Annotated in this window: 17 protein-coding genes; 11 read left to right on the top strand and 6 right to left on the bottom strand. The window is 68.5% G+C overall.

What is annotated here, in order from left to right; translation table 11 throughout:
• Nucleotides 1–211 precede the first annotated feature (211 nt).
• Nucleotides 212–1,465 carry an MFS transporter gene (locus M3A49_RS24635; RefSeq protein WP_266231413.1) on the bottom strand — a complete coding sequence of 418 codons (1,254 nt, stop codon included), beginning with the start codon at nt 1,463–1,465 and terminating at the stop codon, nt 212–214.
• An 11-nt stretch (nt 1,466–1,476) separates the two neighbouring features.
• Nucleotides 1,477–2,508 carry a PRC-barrel domain-containing protein gene (locus tag M3A49_RS24640; RefSeq protein ID WP_266231414.1) on the bottom strand — a complete coding sequence of 344 codons (1,032 nt, stop codon included), beginning with the start codon at nt 2,506–2,508 and terminating at the stop codon, nt 1,477–1,479.
• A 558-nt stretch (nt 2,509–3,066) separates the two neighbouring features.
• Between M3A49_RS24640 and M3A49_RS24645 the strand changes: the two genes are divergently transcribed.
• Entirely contained in the window at nt 3,067–4,470 is a 1,404-nt protein-coding gene (locus tag M3A49_RS24645) for an NCS2 family permease (RefSeq protein ID WP_266231415.1), read from the top strand.
• 119 nt (nt 4,471–4,589) lie between these two features.
• Here M3A49_RS24645 and M3A49_RS24650 read toward each other — a convergent pair whose 3' ends face one another.
• Nucleotides 4,590–4,985, bottom strand: coding sequence for a hypothetical protein (locus M3A49_RS24650; RefSeq protein ID WP_266231416.1), 396 nt, complete (start codon nt 4,983–4,985; stop codon nt 4,590–4,592).
• 140 nt (nt 4,986–5,125) lie between these two features.
• Between M3A49_RS24650 and M3A49_RS24655 the strand changes: the two genes are divergently transcribed.
• From M3A49_RS24655 to M3A49_RS24665, 3 genes are read left to right on the top strand one after another with little or no spacing between them, the layout of a single operon-like run.
• Nucleotides 5,126–5,578, top strand: a complete 453-nt coding sequence (locus M3A49_RS24655; protein WP_266231417.1) for an ArsR/SmtB family transcription factor — start codon at nt 5,126–5,128, stop codon at nt 5,576–5,578.
• Nucleotides 5,461–5,916, top strand: coding sequence for an SRPBCC family protein (locus M3A49_RS24660; protein WP_266231433.1), 456 nt, complete (start codon nt 5,461–5,463; stop codon nt 5,914–5,916). Before M3A49_RS24655 ends, M3A49_RS24660 begins: the two co-directional genes overlap by 118 nt.
• A 35-nt stretch (nt 5,917–5,951) precedes the next feature.
• The gene (locus M3A49_RS24665; RefSeq protein WP_266231418.1) at nt 5,952–6,692 is read left to right on the top strand and encodes a DUF899 domain-containing protein; all 741 of its coding nucleotides are present in this window, start codon (nt 5,952–5,954) and stop codon (nt 6,690–6,692) included.
• 75 nt (nt 6,693–6,767) lie between these two features.
• On the opposite strand, the gene M3A49_RS24670 is transcribed toward M3A49_RS24665, so the two are convergent.
• Entirely contained in the window at nt 6,768–6,950 is a 183-nt protein-coding gene (locus M3A49_RS24670; RefSeq protein ID WP_028208331.1) for a hypothetical protein, read from the bottom strand.
• Between the two features lie 106 nt (nt 6,951–7,056).
• Nucleotides 7,057–7,971, bottom strand: coding sequence for an NAD-dependent epimerase/dehydratase family protein (locus M3A49_RS24675; protein WP_266231419.1), 915 nt, complete (start codon nt 7,969–7,971; stop codon nt 7,057–7,059).
• A 115-nt stretch (nt 7,972–8,086) separates the two neighbouring features.
• Here M3A49_RS24675 and M3A49_RS24680 point away from each other — a divergent pair, with 115 nt between their 5' ends.
• The 4 genes from M3A49_RS24680 to M3A49_RS24695 all read left to right on the top strand — a co-directional run bounded on the left by M3A49_RS24680 (nt 8,087) and on the right by M3A49_RS24695 (nt 12,333).
• Nucleotides 8,087–9,019: a LysR family transcriptional regulator gene (locus tag M3A49_RS24680; RefSeq protein WP_254356143.1), complete on the top strand. Its 933-nt coding sequence runs from the start codon at nt 8,087–8,089 to the stop codon at nt 9,017–9,019.
• Nucleotides 9,020–9,143: 124 nt separating this feature from the next.
• Nucleotides 9,144–10,679 carry a histidine ammonia-lyase gene (gene hutH, locus M3A49_RS24685; protein WP_266231420.1) on the top strand — a complete coding sequence of 512 codons (1,536 nt, stop codon included), beginning with the start codon at nt 9,144–9,146 and terminating at the stop codon, nt 10,677–10,679.
• Nucleotides 10,680–10,739: 60 nt separating this feature from the next.
• A complete protein-coding gene (gene hutC, locus M3A49_RS24690; protein ID WP_028206866.1) occupies nt 10,740–11,435 on the top strand; it encodes a histidine utilization repressor in 696 nt (231 codons plus the stop codon).
• Nucleotides 11,436–11,682: 247 nt separating this feature from the next.
• Complete coding sequence (locus M3A49_RS24695) at nt 11,683–12,333, top strand: hypothetical protein (protein ID WP_028206865.1); 651 nt, start codon at nt 11,683–11,685, stop codon at nt 12,331–12,333.
• Nucleotides 12,334–12,375: 42 nt separating this feature from the next.
• Here M3A49_RS24695 and M3A49_RS24700 read toward each other — a convergent pair whose 3' ends face one another.
• Nucleotides 12,376–13,254, bottom strand: a complete 879-nt coding sequence (locus M3A49_RS24700; RefSeq protein WP_233881884.1) for a LysR substrate-binding domain-containing protein — start codon at nt 13,252–13,254, stop codon at nt 12,376–12,378.
• A 153-nt stretch (nt 13,255–13,407) separates the two neighbouring features.
• Here M3A49_RS24700 and M3A49_RS24705 point away from each other — a divergent pair, with 153 nt between their 5' ends.
• The 3 genes from M3A49_RS24705 (at nt 13,408) to M3A49_RS24715 (ending at nt 17,730) form a co-directional block, all read left to right on the top strand.
• Nucleotides 13,408–14,658, top strand: a complete 1,251-nt coding sequence (locus M3A49_RS24705) for an aminotransferase class I/II-fold pyridoxal phosphate-dependent enzyme (protein ID WP_266231421.1) — start codon at nt 13,408–13,410, stop codon at nt 14,656–14,658.
• Nucleotides 14,659–14,747: 89 nt separating this feature from the next.
• Entirely contained in the window at nt 14,748–15,734 is a 987-nt protein-coding gene (locus M3A49_RS24710; RefSeq protein WP_266231422.1) for a helix-turn-helix domain-containing protein, read from the top strand.
• A 7-nt stretch (nt 15,735–15,741) separates the two neighbouring features.
• Nucleotides 15,742–17,730 carry a DUF3857 domain-containing transglutaminase family protein gene (locus tag M3A49_RS24715; RefSeq protein WP_416339003.1) on the top strand — a complete coding sequence of 663 codons (1,989 nt, stop codon included), beginning with the start codon at nt 15,742–15,744 and terminating at the stop codon, nt 17,728–17,730.
• The last annotated feature ends 3 nt before the right edge of the window (nt 17,731–17,733 follow it).

Here is a 17,733-nt window from a genome sequence, read left to right on the forward strand (position 1 = left end):
GCGTCCCCGGGCGCACCGGCCGCCCGCGCGGGTAGGCCACCCGCCGCTCACATGTCGCGGCTGGTCACACCTCGTCATTCCCATGTCATAAAGCTGCACAAGAACAAAACGGCGCCCCGAGGGGCGCCGTTGTTCGTTGGCAGGGAGAAAGGCGGGTCGCCACCGTGCGCCGGGGCAGGCGCAACCGGCGCCCGCCCCGGCGGCGCACCCCTCAGACGGTGGCGTCGCGGGCGTTTTCCTCTTCGAGCGCGTCGCGCGTCTCGGGCATCGCCAGCCAAACCATCAGCACCGCCGCGGCGCCCGCGCTCGCGAGCGCGAGGAAGCTCACCGTATTGCCCAGGTGATCGGCGATAAAGCCGGCAAGCGCAGTCGAAAGCGTCGCCCCGATCCCCGCGGAAAGTCCGAAGAGCCCGATACAGAGGTTGTAGCGGCCTTTGCCGCCCGCCACGTCGGCGGCGATGAGCGGCAGCATCACGCCGAACACGGCGGCCGAAAGGCCGTCGAGCATCTGCACCGGCACGAGGAAGTACGGGTTGCCGACGGCGGCGAATAGCAGCGCCCGCAGCGGCAGCGCGCAAAAGCCCAGAATCAGCACAGGGCGGCGCCCCCAGGCCTGCGCGGTGCGGCCTACCCAGGGCGACATCAACGCGACGATCGCTTGAGGCACGATGATGCACGCCGCGATTACGAGCTGAACGTTGTCGCCCATGCCGGCCGTCACTTCGCCGGCGGCCAGGTTGAGCATCGCGGCGTTCGAGAGATGGAACAGCACCACACAGGCCGCGAAGGTCAGCATGCGCCGGTCGCGCAGCAGGTCGAAGATCGTTTCGCGAGATTCGCCTGAGCCCGCGGCCGCGCCGGCCGCGCCGGGCTTGGCTGCGGGTTTGGCGTAGGCGGCGTTCTGGTCGTATTTGATCATCGCGAGCGCGACGAGCGCGGGCAACGCGAGCGCGGCCGTCAGCCAGAACACGGAGCGCGGCGACCAGTACTCGCCGCACAAGCCCATCAGGCCGGCGGCCACCGCGCTGCCGATCGAGGCCCAGCGCGCGTTGCGGCCGAGCCGGTCGCCCAGGTTCTGGCGGCCCACCAGCGCGAGCGCGAGCGCCGCCATGGCCGGCACGAGCATGCAACTGGCGAAGCCGTGGAAAATCTCGGCGGCCATCACCGCCACGACGGTCGGGCTCGAGGCGAGCAGCACGGCCGAGATGATGATCGCGATGATCGCCCACGCGGCGGCGGCCTTCTTGTTGCGCAGGGCGTCCACAGCCGCGCCGCCCGGCACCTGGCTCACCATCGCGCTGATCGTGCCGACTGACAGCGCGAGGCCGATCTCGCCCTGGGTCCACTTGTGCGACGCCAGATACGAGGCAATGAACGGCCCGAAGCCCGTTTGCACGTTCGCGACGAAGAAGTTCAGCCAGTCGAGCGCGCGCACGCTGCGCTGGTCTGGATTGGGCTGTTGCATGGTGCCGTCCGTCATTTGGCACCGTGGGCATTGGCTGCGGAGGCGACGGGCGAGGCAGCGGGCGCGGCCTGCGCAGCCGGGGCGGCGGCCGGGGCCGGGGCCGGCGGCGGGGCAGCAGGCGTCACCGCGTGCACCGGCTGGTCGGGCGCGTAGGGCGGCGAGGCGTCCACCTGCTGATCGCTCATTTCGAGCTGCGCTTCGAGCGTGTTGTTCTTCGTGACGAAGTGCAGTGCCGACCAGTCGGCCGCGATCGTATGGCGTTTCTCGAGCGTGCCGCTCACGTCGAGCACGACGGCCTGCGGGGCGGCACTGCCGTCGAGCAGCACGTCCACCACGCGGCCCACCTTGCCGCCGTTGGCGCGTTCTACGTCCGCGTCGAGCATGGGCAGCCGCGTCGCGCTCGCCTCGGGGTTGCCGGGCTGCGGCGCACCGGCCTTGGGCCGGTCGGGGACCTGCAGCTGGTTCGCCGGCAGGGCGAGCGTGATGGCGGGCGTCTTCGCCTGGGTATTCACGCGCACGCCGCTCCACGGGAAGTTGGCCTTGCGGTCGCCAATGCCCATGAAGCCCTGCAGGTTCACCACGACGTCGACGGGCTTGCCGCCGGGGCCCGTGACCATGTCGACGGCGCGGCCCACGACCTTGCCGTCGGTCTTTTGCACTTCGCTGTCGAGCAGCGTGCGGAAAGTGCCGCGCTCGAGCGTGCGCACCTGCACGATGGGCGCCGGGGGCGGCGCCGGCGGGGCGCTTGCGGGCGCGGGCGGCAGCGGCGCCGGACGGCGGCGGTGCACCGGCGCGGGGCGCGGCTTCTTCGGTGCCGGCTTCGTTGTACTCTCCGTCTCCGGCTCGCTCGCCGCCTCGGGCGCGGACGCGGCCTCGGGCTCGCTCGCGGCCGGCTCGGGCTCCGTGGCCACGGGCGCTTCCGGCTCGGGCGGCGGGGCCGGCCGGAACAGGCTGCAACCCGAAAGCGTGAGCAGCATCAGCAGCGTCAGGGCGTACGGAAAGTGAAAAGCAGGACGTGTGGAACGCAAGAAGCCGCGTCTCATCTACTGAAACTCCTTGGAGCGGCCGGCGCGACGCGCGCGCGGCAGGGGGAAACCAGGTCGGGATGCGTGAGTGTAACCCGCGCACCGGCCTGATCCGCTTAATGACGGCGTGGGCGACCAGCGTGGGCGACCGGCGTGGGCGACCGGCCTGGGCGACCGGCGTGGGCGACGCACCGCAAGCGCCGCGCCGGGCAACCGGCTGCCCGCGCGAGCCGGAACGATCGCGCTTCGTCATACGAAACCGGCCCCGGTCCGCGTGGCAACGGCCCGCTTTGCAGCCAGGTGTAAACGCGGGGCCGCCCCGCGCGCCGTGCCCTGTACACGGGCATATAAGCATCGCGGCATGAACTCAATGCGACTCGTGCGATGGGAGCGCAAATCGTGTTCGCCTAACCTTCGCTCCATCCATAAAGAGATGTCAAAACGATGAGCGCCGGGAAGTTCAAAAAGGCGCCGGCAACGCGTCGACACGACTAATTCAATTCGAGACGAACCTGATGACGGATCGGCTGGTGAGCCGTGAACCGTTTCAGCGTGCTGATAAAGGAGGCACTCACCATGATCGAACCCCACGCGCAGCCGCTCGCCGGTGCGACCGCCGCCGAAGTCGAGTCCACAGATACATTGGGCCCGGCCTCGGGATTCATCGACCGTTATTTCGACATTGCCGCGCGCGGCAGCTCGCTGCGTCAGGAGGCGATTGCGGGCGTCACGACCTTCCTCGCGATGGTCTATTCCGTGTTCGTCGTGCCGGGCATGCTCGGCAAGGCGGGCTTCGACACCAGCGCCGTGTTCGTGGCCGTGTGCCTGACCACGGCGTTCGGCTCGCTGCTGATGGGCCTGTGGGCGCGGCTGCCGATCGCCATCGGCTGCGCCATTTCACTGACGGCGTTCACCGCCTTCGGCCTCGTGCTCGGCAAGGGGCTGAAGCCCGAAGTGGCGCTCGGCGCGGTGTTCCTCATGGGCCTCGTGTTCACGGGCATTTCGGTGACGGGCGTGCGCTCGTGGATCCTGCGCAACCTGCCGCACGGCATCGCGCATGGGACGGGCATCGGCATCGGCCTGTTCCTGCTGCTGATCGCCGCCAATGACGTCGGCCTCGTCGTCAAGAATCCGGGCGCGGGCCTGCCGGTCTCGCTCGGCCATATCACCTCGCTGCCCGTGATCCTCTCCGTGGTCGGCCTCGCCGCGATCTTCGGCCTCGTGCGCCGCCGCGTGCCGGGCTCGATCCTGATCGTGATCGTCGCGATCTCGGTGCTCGGTCTCGCCATCGATCCGGCCGTGAGCTTTCATGGCGTGTTCGCGTGGCCTTCGCTGTCGGCGCCGGGCCATGCCTCGCTGATTGGCGCGATGGACATCAAGGGCGCGCTCTCGCTCGCCGTGCTGCCGAGCGTGCTCGCGCTCGTGATGACGGCCGTGTTCGACGCCACCGGCACGATCCGCGCCGTGGCGGGGCAGGCGGGCCAGCTCGACGCGAACGGGCGCATAGTCAACGGCGGGCGCGCGCTCACGGCCGACTCGGTCAGCTCGATCTTCTCGGGCTTTCTTGGCGGCGCGCCGGCGGCGGCCTATATCGAGTCGACAGTGGGGGTGGCCGCGGGCGCGAAGACGGGCCTCGCTGCCGCCACGGTGGGCGTGCTGTTCCTCGCGGTGATGTTCTTCGCGCCGCTCGCGGGCCTCGTGCCCTCGTATGCAACGGCGCCCGCGCTGATGTACGTCGGCCTCATGATGCTCTCGAGCGTGAGCCGCCTCGACATGGCCGATATGGTCGACGCGATGTCGGGCCTCGTGTGCGCCGTGTTCATCGTGCTCACGGCGAACATCGTCACGGGCATCATGCTGGGCTTCTGCACGCTCGTGATCGGCCGCGTGGTGAGCGGCGAGATCCGCAAGCTGAACGTGGGCACGGTGGTGATCGCCGGCGTGCTGGCCACGTTCTACCTGGGCGGCTGGGCCATCTGATAACCGGATGACCCGGTCATTCGCCCGGCGGCCACGGCGGCCGCCCGGGCGGCTGCACGGCCCGCGTCGCTTAACGGCGGCCCGGGCCGTGTGGCTTTTGCGCGCTACGTTCTGGCGCGTTACTCGGGCAGCACGCTGTTGCGGGCCTTGCCCGCTTTGCGCGGCTTGCGTGGCTTGGGCTCCACGCCGATGCGCGGGTCGCGCGCGAGGACGAGCGCGCTCAACTGCGCGGCCGTATCTTCGAACGCCGCATCGGCTTGCGGCACATAGAGCCATTTGCCGAGCACGGGGTGCGCGCGCAATGCCGGCATCGCTTCGATGAGCGACGCATGGCGCTCCCGCGACGTGCAGACCAGCACGCCGTTGAACGGCGGGTCGCGGTCGGCGGCCACGAGACACAGCAGGCCATCCAGATACGCGGCGTCACAGCCGAACATGGGCTTGCGGATATAGCCGGCCTCGCGCTCGAAGGCGTCGAAGATCCAGAGCAGCGAATTGCGGACTTTGGACGGCATGGCGTGACGTGGCAGAAATAGGAGGGCGCGGCGCGCAGAAATCGCCATTCTAGTGGCGGCGATGCCGCCATGCGCGCCGCTGCTCGCGAATGACTCACGCATGCCTTGACATCGCTCGCTCGTCGCCTATGCTAAACCACATGGTTAAGTATGAAGACGATATCCTCGACCGCACCTTCGCGGCGCTCGCCGATCCCACGCGGCGCGCGCTGCTCGCACGCCTCGCGCAGCACGACGAACTCTCGGTGAGCGCGCTCGCGCAGCCGTTCGCGATGTCGCTGCCCGCGGTCATGAAGCATCTGGACGTTCTCGCTCAGGCGGGCCTCGTCACGCGCGCGAAAACCGGGCGCACCGTGGCGTGCCGGCTCGCCGCGGGGCCGATGGAGGACGCGATGCAGTGGCTCGCGCACTATCAACGCTTCTGGAGTGAAACGCTCGATCGACTCGCTGCCTTCGTGGAGGAAGATGCATGTCTATCCAAGCCGCAGCTGAACCCGGCGCTGCCCATCAAGCTCCCAGCCTCACCATCCGCCGACGCCTCAACGCCACGGCCGCGAAGGTCTACGCCGCGTGGACCCAGCCGTCGCAACTGATGCGCTGGATGCAGCCGCTCGACACCACCTGCATTCACGCCGAAGCGGACGTGCGCGTGGGCGGGCGCTTTCGCGTGATCCTGCGCGCCGCGAACGGCGAGGACCACGACGTGAGCGGCACCTATCTCGAAGTCGTGCCCGATGAAAAGCTCGTATTCACGTGGGCGTGGCGCAGCACACCGGAGCGCGAGTCGCTCGTCACGGTGACGCTGCGCGCCGACGGGGCCGCCACTGACCTCACGCTCAAGCACGAACGCTTCTTCGACGAAGCGGCGCGCGACTCGCACAACGAGGGCTGGACGAGTTCAATCGATCAACTGGTGGCGCTGTTCGACTGAGCGGTGCTCATTCAAGCGCAAGGAGGAATCGAAAGATGGAATCGCACAAGATCGTTTCGCAGACCGAATGGCTGGAGGCCCGCAAGACGCTTCTCGCCGAAGAGCACGCTTTCACGCACGCACGGGACGCGCTAGTGGCGAAGCGCCAGGCGCTGCCGTGGGTGAAGGTCGACAAGACTTATACGTTCGAGACACCGCAAGGTCCGCGCACGCTTGCGCAGCTATTCGGGCCGCGCAGCCAGCTGATCGTTTATCACTTCATGCTCGGGCCGGATTGGGAAGAGGGGTGCCCAGGCTGCTCGTTCCTGTCCGACCACGTGGACGGCATGCTGCCGCATCTGGAGCATCACGACGTGACTTACGTGGCCGTTTCGCGCGCGCCGCTCGCGAAGATCGAGGCATTCAGGCAACGCATGGGCTGGCGTTTTCCGTGGGTATCGTCGCATGCGAGCGACTTCAACTTCGACTATCACGTGTCGTTCAGCGAGGCCGACAAGGCGCGCGGCAAGGCGATCTACAACTACGCCGAGCAGGACTACATGAGCGACGAGCTGCCCGGCGTCAGTGCGTTTTATCGCGATGAAGCGGGCAACGTGTACCACACGTATTCGACGTACGCGCGCGGCGGGGAGATGCTGATCGGCACGTATGCGATGCTCGAGCTGACCGCAAAGGGACGCAACGAAGAGAAGGACATGCGCGAGTGGATGCGCCACCACGATCGCTATGAAGACGCACCCGCGCCGTCGTCGTGCTGTGCGCACGAGAACCCGTAGTTGCGTTGGGCGGACAGTTGTTAGCGCAACGAAAGAAAGCTGCGCCGGTCGCGAAAGAATCGTGAAAAAAGCGCGCTAGAGCGACATCTCGAACGCAGGGCGCAGCAGCACTTCGATTGCCATCACGATGAGTCCCATCGCGCCGGCGGCGAGCGTCAGCGTGCCGTATTCATCGTAGCGCGTGTCGTAGAGGCACGCGACGATGAACAGGACGGCCAGCAGATTGGTCAGCCAGTAGAAGTTCAGCGCGAGTAGCATCGGCGTATCCGGTGCCGGCGCGCAACGCGCCGGCGGCTAGTGCAAGACGCTCGAATTCTAGCCGGGGGACCTTACGGATACGCAACAATTACGTGCGCTACAACACTTATTTTTGCGCGATCGGCACTTTCGGCATTTCTGCGCGGATCCAGTCCGTGACCGAGGTGCGCTGCGGCTGCCAGCCGAGCAGTGTGCGGGCGCGCTCGCCGCGCACGCGGCTGTTCGAGCCGAGGCCGTACGACGCCATTTCGTAGCCCCATTCCTCGATCGCGGCTTCGAGCGGCCAGTCCTGCGGCGCGCCCAAACCCATCACATCGGCGAGCGCCGTGGTCATGTCGCGGAAGTTCGCTTCGCCGCTTTCCACGAAGTAGAACGTGCCCGCCGGCGTGTTTTCGAGCGCGAGGCGATAGAGTTCGGCCACGTCGTCGACATGCACATTCGACCAGATGTTCAGGCCGCGCCCCACGTGACGCATCACGCCGCTCTTCTGCGCCTGGCGGATGAGCCGCGGCAGCTGCACGCTCGCCGCTCCCGGCACCGCGCCCACGCCATAGATCAGCGTGTTGCAGAGCACGGCGCTCTTCACGCTGCGCGCCGCGGCCGCGAGCACGAGATTGTCGATGGCCACGCGTGGCGCCTTGTCGGCGGTCGGTTCGGGCAGGGCGTCCTCGCGATAGATGCGCTCGGTCGCCTCGCCGCCCGACGCGTCGCCCACGATGCTCGAGCCGCTCGTGTGCAGGAGCGGCTTGCCGGAGCCTTCGAGCGCGTCGATCAGCGCCTCGACCGCGCCGCGGTGGTCGCTGCTCGCGGCGTTGATCACGGCGTCGGCGGCGCGCGCTTCTGCCATCAGCGTCGCGCGGTCGTCGAGATCGCCCTGCACGGGCGTGATGCCGAGCTTCTCGAGGTCGGCGAACTGCTCGGGCCGGCGCACGAGGCCGCGCACCGTGTGGCCCGCGCGCACGAGATGCGCCGCGATCGAGCCGCCGATAAATCCGCCTGCGCCTGTCACGAATACTTTCATGGGTGGCTCCTGGTCCTGTCTTGATTGCGATGGAAGCCAGTATCGGGGTATCCGGCTTTTGCAAAAACCGTGTTAGTCTCAAATGAATATTGACTGCGGATCAAGAATAGCCACGATGAAGACGTCGACCGACGAACTGCTCGTATTCGTCACCGTGATCGACGCGGGGTCGATCACCGCCGCGGCCGAAAAGCTCGAGCAGACCGTCTCGGGCGTGAGCCGCGCGCTGACGCGGCTCGAAAAGCAGCTGGGCGTCGCGCTGATCCTGCGCACCACGCGGCGCCTGCAACTCACCGAAGAGGGCGAACTGTTCCTCGATCGCGCCCGCGCCATTCTCGCGGCGTTAGCCGATGCCGAGGAGGCCGTGACACGCCATCGCGAGCGCCCCTCCGGGCGGTTGCGCGTGGATGCGGCCACGCCGTTCATGCTTCACTGCATCGTGCCGCACGTCGCGGCGTTCGCCGACGCTTATCCCGAGATCGAACTCGAACTCACGAACAACGAGCGCATCGTCGATTTGCTGGAGCAGCGCGTGGATATCGCCATTCGCATCGGCACGCTGCAGGACTCCACGCTGCACGCACGCTCGCTCGGCACGAGCCGTTTGCGCATTGTCGCGAGCCCCGGCTATCTCGCGGCGCACGGCACGCCGCGCAGTGTTGCCGCGTTGCGCGAGCATCGGCTGATCGGCTTTACGGCGCCCGCGCATCTGAACGGCTGGCCGCTGCGGGTGGCTGGCGGCGACGCGACGCGCGCGGCCGCAAAGACCCCGGAGACCGAATCCGGCTACACGATCGCGCCCGCGCTTTTGGCGTCGAGCGGCGAGACGATACGCCAGCTCGCGCTTGCCGGCAGCGGTATTGCGTGCCTGTCCGACTTCCTCACCACGGCCGACCGCGAGGCGGCCCGCCTCGTCACCGTGCTCGACGACGCGCTGATCGAATCGCGCCAGCCGATCCACGCTGTCTACTACCGCAGCGCGGCGCTTGCGGCGCGCGTGCAATGCTTTCTCGCGTTTATTGGGGGCAGGCTGCAACTCGACGCGTGACGGGCGCTTGCGGCGCTCTCGTGGATAGTCCCAGGCTACAGGGGCCGCAAAGGGGAGTTGTATAGACAGGCGCGCCAGGCTAGACTTCGGCCACTTTCGCGACTTGTATAGACAGGATTCGACCATGCTCCCGACCCTTCGCCTTACGCCCGGCCATCTGACCCTGCCCCAACTGCGCCAGATCGCGCGCGAGGCAGTGTGGCTCGAGCTCGATCCGGCCAGCTTCGCGGCCATCGACGCGGGCGCGCGCGCCGTCGCCGAGATCACGGCGAAGGGCGAGCCCGCCTACGGCATCAATACGGGCTTCGGGCGTCTGGCGAGCACGCATATCCCGAACGACCAGCTCGAACTCCTGCAACGCAATCTGGTGCTCTCGCACGCCGTGGGCGTGGGTGCGCCGATGTCGCGTCCCGTCGTGCGTCTGCTCATGGCGCTGAAGCTGTCGAGCCTGGGCCGCGGCTATTCGGGCATCCGCCGCGAAGTGATGGACGCGCTCATCACGCTGTTCAATGCCGACGTGCTGCCGCTCATTCCCGTGAAGGGCTCGGTGGGCGCCTCGGGCGACCTCGCGCCGCTCGCGCATATGTCGGCGGTGCTGCTCGGCATCGGCGAGGTGTTCATCCGCGGCGAGCGTGCCAGCGCCGAAGCCGGTCTCGCGGCTGCGGGCCTCAAGCCGCTCGCGCTGCAGGCGAAGGAGGGTCTCGCGCTGCTCAACGGCACGCAGGCTTCCGCCGCGCTCGCGATCTACAACATGTTCGCGATCGAAGACCTCTACCGCACGGCGCTCGTCTCGGGCGCACTCTGCGTGGATGCAGCGGCAGGTTCGGTCAAGCCGTTCGATGCGCGCATTCACGAACTGCGCGGCCATCGCGGCCAGATCGAGGCGGCCGCGGCCTATCGCACGCTGCTCGAAGGCTCGGCGATCAATCTCTCGCACCGCGACTGCGGCAAGGTTCAGGATCCGTACTCGCTGCGCTGCCAGCCGCAGGTGATGGGCGCGTGCCTCGACCAGATGCGCCACGCGGCGCAGGTGCTGCTGATCGAGGCGAACGCGGTGTCGGACAATCCGCTGATCTTCCCGGAAACGAACGAAGTGCTATCGGGCGGCAATTTCCACGCGGAGCCGGTGGCCTTCGCCGCCGACAACCTCGCGCTGGCCGCAGCCGAAATCGGCGCACTGGCCGAGCGCCGCATCGCGCTGCTCATCGACGCGACGCTCTCGGGCCTGCCGCCTTTCCTCGTGAAGGACGGCGGCGTGAACTCGGGCTTCATGATCGCGCACGTCACGGCGGCTGCACTGGCATCGGAAAACAAGACACTCGCGCATCCGGCCTCGGTCGATTCGCTGCCGACCTCGGCAAACCAGGAAGACCACGTTTCGATGGCGACGTTCGCGGCGCGCAAGCTCGCCGACATTGCCGACAACACGGCCAACATCCTCGCGATCGAACTGCTCGCTGCGGCCCAGGGCGTGGACCTGCGCGCGCCGCATCACACGAGCCCGGCGCTCGCGCATGTGATGCAGTCGGTGCGCGCCGAGGTGCCGCATTACGACCTCGACCGCTACTTCGCGCCGGATATCGAAGCGATTACGCGTCTCGTGCAGAACGGCGCCATCGCTTCGCACAGCCCGTTCGCGTTCGAGTCCGAGGCGCAATAACACGCCATTACGCCCACTCACGCGCAAGCAGGCGCCACGTCAAAGCAAGGGCCCAACGCGATGAACGCTCCCGCATACCAGGGCATCAAGGACTTCATCCTCGCGCGCATTCACGCAGGTGAATGGAGCGAGGGCGACCAGGTGCCTTCGGAGAACGAATTGGCGCGCGAGTTCAAGGTCGCGCGCATGACCGTGAACCGGGCGCTGCGCGAACTCACCGCGGAACAGGTACTCACGCGCGTGCAGGGCGCGGGCACCTTCGTCGCGCGACCCAAGTACGAATCGACGCTCGTCGCTATTCGCAGCATCTCCGACGAAATCCTCGCGCGCGGGCACCGCTACCGCGCCGAGGTGCTCGAGATCGGCGTGCATCGCGCCGACGAGGCGCTCGCGGTCGAAATGGGGCTCGCCGCCAACGACCAGGTGTTCAACTCGCGCGTGCTCCACTTCGAGAACGACGAGCCCGTGCAGCTCGAAGAGCGCTGGGTCAATCCCGCCATCGCGCCCGATTACGCGGCGCAGGACTTCACGCACATCACGCCGAACCAGTACCTCGTGCATGTCGCGCCGTTGCAGGGCGTGGAGTACCGCATCGAGGCGCTCGCCCCCGAGGCGCAAACGCGCGCGCACCTCGCCATGGGCGAAGCCGAACCGTGCCTCGTGCTGCACCGGCGCACCCGCTCGCGCGGGCTCGTCGCTTCGGTCGCCAATCTCTGGCATCCGGGCAGTCGTTATCGCTTCACGGGGCATTTCTAAGGGCCGCGTAGGTGGGCCCGCCCAGGTCGGGCCGCGCAGGTCCCTCGGCGCCGCTCGCCGCCATTTCCTCAGTCTTTTCTCTGTGCATGGCCGACTGTCGTCGGCATGCGTCTTGCTCCCTTTACAGATGGCTGACCCTATTGCCAATTGGGGCGCGCGCATGGGGCCAGACGGCCCGGGAAAGCGCGCATGGTGCGCCGCAGCCCGTATCATTGGCAGATGACGCGAACGAAGGAGGAGCTCCGCAATGGACGATGCCAACGCCACGCTCATGCCGATGTGGCGGGCCAATCTGGCGCTGCTCACGCGCGAGGTCGGGTCGGCCACCCGGCTCGCGCGCATGATGACGTTTTCCGCGAGCTACATGAAGCTGATCGTGTCGGGCGAGCGCGACTTCAGCGCGGAGTTCGTGCGCGGCGTGGAAGCCGTCACGGGCCTGCCCGAAGGCTGGATGGACGTGAAGCACGATAGCGCCGACGTGCCCGACGAGACACGCGAGGCGATCGCGAGCGAGACGCCGCGCGCGCGCTTTCGCGGCACCGCGCATCCGGTGCGCAAGGCGCCCGTGCTGCGCGTGGAGCCGATCTTCGGCCAGGGCGCGAAGCGCGAGGAAGTGACGGCGACGCCCGAGGCGCACCGGCGTCTCGCGGGCACGCGCAAGATCCGCGATCTCGCCGCGCAGGACGTGCGCAAGCTCGAGCGCTACCTGAGCGTGCCACCGGTCGAGCCGGCGGTGCTGCGCTCGCGTATCGAAGACGTGATCAACTACGCCGACCCCGACGATCGCGTGCGCGCCGATCTCGAAGGCCGCCTCGAGCAGATCGAGAAGCATCGCGAGATGTTGCTGCGGCATGTCTCGCGCCTCTACGCGCTGCTTTCGCGGCTGGGCGACGACTGATTCGTTGCCCGAATCATCGTCTGCCGAATCATCGTCGGGAAATCAGCGCTCCTGAACGCGCAGCTCCGCGAGTATCTGGTCGGCGAGAAAGTCGCACGGCGGGCGGTTCGAGCGCGCGCTGCGCGCGAGCACCACTTCCAGCTCCGGGAGTGCCGGGAGGCCATGCTGGCGGCCAAGCGTGACGAACGTCTCGGGCACCGCGCAGCGCGCGAGCGGCGCGATGGCGAGACCCGCGGCCACCATGCTGCACAGGCCCATCAGGCTCGGGCTTTCATAGGATGTGCGATACGCGATCTTTGCGCGCTCCAGCGCCTGGATCGCGTTCGTGTGCGCGACGCTGCCGCCGCCGAACAGGGCGACCGGCAACGGCCGCTCGCGCCAGATCTCGCGCCCGCTCGCCGCGCTCACCGCCGCGGGGGGCGCTGCCCACACCATCGGCTCGAAGCGGATGAACTCGCCCGCCAGCCCGTGCGTGCGCGTGATGCAGGCGAGGTCGATTTTGTTGTCCTTCAGGAGCGGCATGAGCGCGCTGCTCGGCAGCCCGATCACCTGGATTTCCACCTTCGGCCAGTTCGCCGAGAACTTGCGCAGTACCGGCGGCATGAGCGAGGACGCATAGTCGTCGGGCACGCCGATCGATACGCGGCCCGTCACCTCCGGGTGCGCGAGCGAGGCCCACGCTTCGTCGCGCAACGCGAGCATGCGCCGCGCGTAGGCGATGAGCGTCTGGCCGTCGGGTGTGGGCGTGACGCTGCGCGGCGCGCGGATAAAGAGCGGCTTGCCGATGGATTCCTCGAGCGCGCGAATCTGCATGCTGAGCGCGGCCTGCGAGCGATGCACGAGCGCGGCGCCGCGCACGAAACTGCCGGCGTCGGCGACGGCCACCACCATGGCGAGCACGTCGAGGTCGAGGGTCTTCATTGGTATAAGAAAAATTGATCGAAGGCTTCAATATAACGCGTTTGTCTGAACGCGTGGACGCGCCGATACTGGGGCCGTACCGACCCTTCGCGTTGTTCTTCGCGCAGTTATCTGCGAAGAATTTCGCATCGTCCTTCGCTCCCGGAGAAGCCCATGTTGATGTCGCCGCCCGTCGATTTGACCTACGAACGATTCCAGCAACTGCACATGCGGCTCGACATGTCGCGCGGCAAGCCTTCGCCTGAACAGCTCGATCTCTCGCAGGCGCTCATCGACGAAGCCGGGCAGGCGGGCTATCTCGCGCGCGACGGCTTCGATTGCCGCAACTACGGTCTGGCGAGCGGCTTGCCCGAGGCGCGCGAACTGGGCGCCGGGTTGCTCGGCGTGCCTGGCGCGCAGGTGATCGCGGCGGGCAATTCGAGCCTCGAATTGATGCACGACGCGCTGACCTTCGCGCTGCTGCATGGCGTGCCGGTGGGCGAGGGCGCGGACGTTGGCGCGCCGTGGCGAGCGCAAGGCGAGATCGCGTTCCTGTGCCCGGTGCCGGGCTACGACCGCCACTTCGCGATCTGCGAGGCGCTGGGCGTGCGCATGATCGCCGTGCCGATGCGCGAGGACGGCCCCGACATCGACCGTGTGGAAGCGCTCGTGCGCGACGATCCGTCGATCAAGGGGATGTGGTGCGTGCCGCTCTACAGCAACCCGACGGGCGCGATCTGGTCCGACGAGGTGATCCGGCGTCTCGCCGCCATGCCCGCCGCGCCCGACTTCCGGCTCTTCTGGGACGACGCCTACCGCTTCCACCACCTGAGCGACGAAGCGCACACGACGCTCGACGTATTCGAGGCCTGCGCGGCGGCAGGCCACGCCGGGCGCGCGCTGATGTTCGCTTCGCTCTCGAAGGTGACGTTCGGCGGCGGGGCGTTCGCGTGGCTCGCCGCCGCGCCGCGCAATGTGGCCTGGTGGCAGAAGCACTCGGCCGTGCGCACCATCGGGCCGGACAAGCTCAACCAGTTGCGCCACGTGCGCTTCCTGCCCGATCGCGCGACGCTCACCGGGTTGATGGCGCGCCATCGTGCGCTGCTCAAGCCGAAGTTCGATGCGGTCGACGAGGTGTTCCGCGCGCGCCTGACCGACGTGCCCGGCGTGAGCTGGAACGTGCCGTGCGGCGGCTATTTCATCAGCCTTTATGCGCCCGAGGGTTGCGCGCGCCGCACCGTCGAACTCGCGGCGGCGGCGGGACTCGTCCTCACGCCCGCGGGCGCGGCGTTCCCGTATGGCGTCGATCCGCACGACAGTCATCTACGGATTGCGCCGTCGTTTCCGGCGCTCGACGAGGTGCGCCTTGCCGCCGAGGGCATCGCGCTGTCGCTGCTGCGCGCCATCGACGAACGGCGGGCATAGCGGCCAGGGCGGCTCCGGCGGCGCTCGCGTCGATGTGCTACAACGGCAGGCGTAGCCCACGAACGTAGCCAACTTCCCGCGAGGTTGCCGTGCAAGGTCTCGCCGTTTCATTGCAACGCGCGCTCGCCCAGCGCGAGCGCGAAGGCCGCGCCGATAGCGGCCGTGCGCCCACGGCGCGCCCGCTCGCGGCGGGCGCCGGCTGGTCGGTCGACGATGTCGTCTGCACGCTCGGGCCCGGCGACCGGCCCTACGAGGAGCGCCACACGAGCGCGTGCCTCGCCGTCGTGGCGGCAGGCGTGTTCGGCTACCTCAGCGGCAACGCGCGGGCGCTGATGACGCCCGGCGCGCTCATGCTCGGGGAAACCGGCGCCTGCTTCGAATGCGGCCACCGTCACGCGGCGGGCGACCGCTGCCTCGCGTTTCATTACGACCCCGCCTGGCTCGACGAGCAGGCCGCGGCCGCGGGCCTCGCGCCCGGTGCGCGCCGCTGGCGGGCTGCGCGGGTGCCGCCGGTGCGCGCGCTCGCGCCGCTCGTGGCGCACGCTTGCGCCGACGCGCTCGCGCAAGAGCGGCATCACGCGCCCGGCTTGGGCGCCGCCGCCTGGGATGAATTGGCACTGGAACTCGCGCTCACGACCTTGCGTGTGGTCGCGAGCGGCAAGGACGCGGCGACCCCTGCCGCGCCGGGCGCCGCCGCGGCGGCACGCGTGGTCGCGACGCTGCGCCTGATCGACGAAACGCCCGACGATGCGCATACGCTCACCAGCCTCGCGAGCGCGGCGGGCGTGAGTGAGTTCTATTTTCTGCGCACCTTCTCGGCGGTGGCGGGTGTGACGCCGCATCAATATCTGCTGCGCGCACGATTGCGCGCCGCTGCGCTGCGTCTTGCCGCCGACGACGAAGCGAAGATCGTCGACGTTGCGCTGGCGAGCGGCTTCAACGATCTGTCGAACTTCAACGCGGCGTTTCGCACGGAGTTCGGCGCGAGTCCCCGCGCATGGCGTGCCGCGCAGCGCGAGCGCCATCTCGCGCAGACCTCATGGCCGAACGCCGCGCAAGCGGCGCCGCGCGCCTGAACCGCTCATGACGCGAGGCGAGGGGTTCAGGCGCGCCGCCCGGAGCGTCGCGCCGCGCCTTGCGTGGAGCCTGGCGTTGACCCTTGCGTTGACCCTGACAATCGCGAGCGGCCACGCCCGCGCCCAGGTGAGCGACCGAAGCCCCGACAGCGCGGCGCGCGTCGAGATCGCTGATAGCGCCGCGCAAACCGACATCCCGCCGTACACGCTCGAGCGCGACGTGCATCTGTTCGTCGTGCAGCAGGACGGCTCGGTGGTCGAGGACGACGACACCGTGCTGCGCGCCAACACCACCGCCGGCGTGGACGAGATCGCCCAGCGCTATGTCTGGTTCAATAAGGATATCGAAACGATTACGCAGCTCTCGGCCGAAACCTTCGACCCGGACGGCACCGCGCACGCGGTTGGCGCGAGCGGCATTCGCGACGTGCAGGAGCCGCGCTCGGCGGGCGCGCCCACGTTCGAGGACGGTGTGCTGCGCACGGTGATCTTTCCGGGCGTCCAGGTCGGATCGCGCGTGCATCTGCATTTCGCCAAACGCCGCGCGAAGGCGCTCGACGCGGGCACGTTCTCGTACTTCGTCGAGCCGACCGGCGAACCCGTCGAGTTTCAGCGCCTCATCTTCGATTTGCCCGCCAACGTGCCGCTCCACGCCGACGCGCGCGGCTACACGGCGCTTGCCGCCGAGACGGCGAACGGCCGTACCCGCTACGCGTTCGACTACCGGCACGGCCCCTATGCGCCGCTCGAAGCGGGGGCGGTGGCCTACGTGAACTGGGGCGACCGGCTGATGGTGTCGACGGTGCCCGACTTCGCCGCATTCGCCGCGCGCTACCGTGAAGCCGCCGCCGATCCCACCTCGACCGATCCGGCCATCGCGTCGCTTGCACAGGCGCTCACGGCGGGCGTGAGCGACCCGCGCGAAAAGGCGCGCCGCATTTACGACTGGATGCGCTTCAATATCCGCTACGTCGCGCTCTTTCTTGGCGAGACCGCGGCCGTGCCGCATCGCGCGACCGACATCCTGCGCAACCGCTACGGCGACTGCAAGGACCACGTGGCGCTCTTCAGCGCGCTGCTCGCGGCAGTCGGCATACGCGCCGAGCCCGTGCTGCTCAATCTCGGCCCCGTCTATACGCTGCCCGACGTGCCGGGCTATGGCGCGCATGCGATCAACCATGCGATCGCGTGGCTGCCCGACCTTGGCGTGTACGCGGACACCTCCTCGGGCGGCTACGCGTTCGGCTACCTGCCGCCGGGCGTGATGGACCGGCCCGTGCTGCTCGTCGACGACGGCGCGCTCTCGCGCACGCCCGCGACCGAGCGGCGCGAGCGCACGGCGCGGCTGTCGCTCGAGGTGGGCGCGACCGGTGATGCTGCCTACAGCTACTACGTGGAAGACGAAGGCGCGGGCGCGGAGCCCGAGCGCAACTCGTTTCGCCGTGCGACGCACGCGCAGGCGCAGCAACTCGCGGCGCAGCGCCTGCGGCTTACCGGACTCGCCGGCACCGCGCACGTGAGCACGGGCGCGACCCAGGCAACCGACGGACCGTTTTCGGTACTGATGGAAGGCACGCTCGATCACGTCGTCTGGCGCGACGGCACGACGGCAATCCCCACCACGAGCAGCTTCACGGGCGGCATTGCCACGCAGATCGACAGCTGGCTCGCGCAGCCGCGCCGCACGCAGCCGTGGGCGTGCATCGGCGGGGAATTTACAGAGAGCGCGCAGATCGCGCTGCCCGCGTTCGCGCGCGTGACCGACGTGCCGCAAGACACGCAGGTGAGCGATGCGTTTCTCGACTACACGTCGCACTACGTGTTCGACGCGCGTTCGCGCACGCTGCAGATCGAGCGGCGGCTAGCGGCGCGTTTTGGCCACCAGATGTGCACGGCCGACGAATTCGCGCAGATGCGCGACGCGCTCGTGCGCATCGAGCGCGACACGCACGCGCAGATCGTCGTGCGGGCCGCGGGCGCGCCGCAGCAACCTTGAAGG

It is taken from the genome of Paraburkholderia sp. CNPSo 3076 (assembly GCF_026343935.1).
Classification (GTDB): domain Bacteria; phylum Pseudomonadota; class Gammaproteobacteria; order Burkholderiales; family Burkholderiaceae; genus Paraburkholderia; species Paraburkholderia nodosa.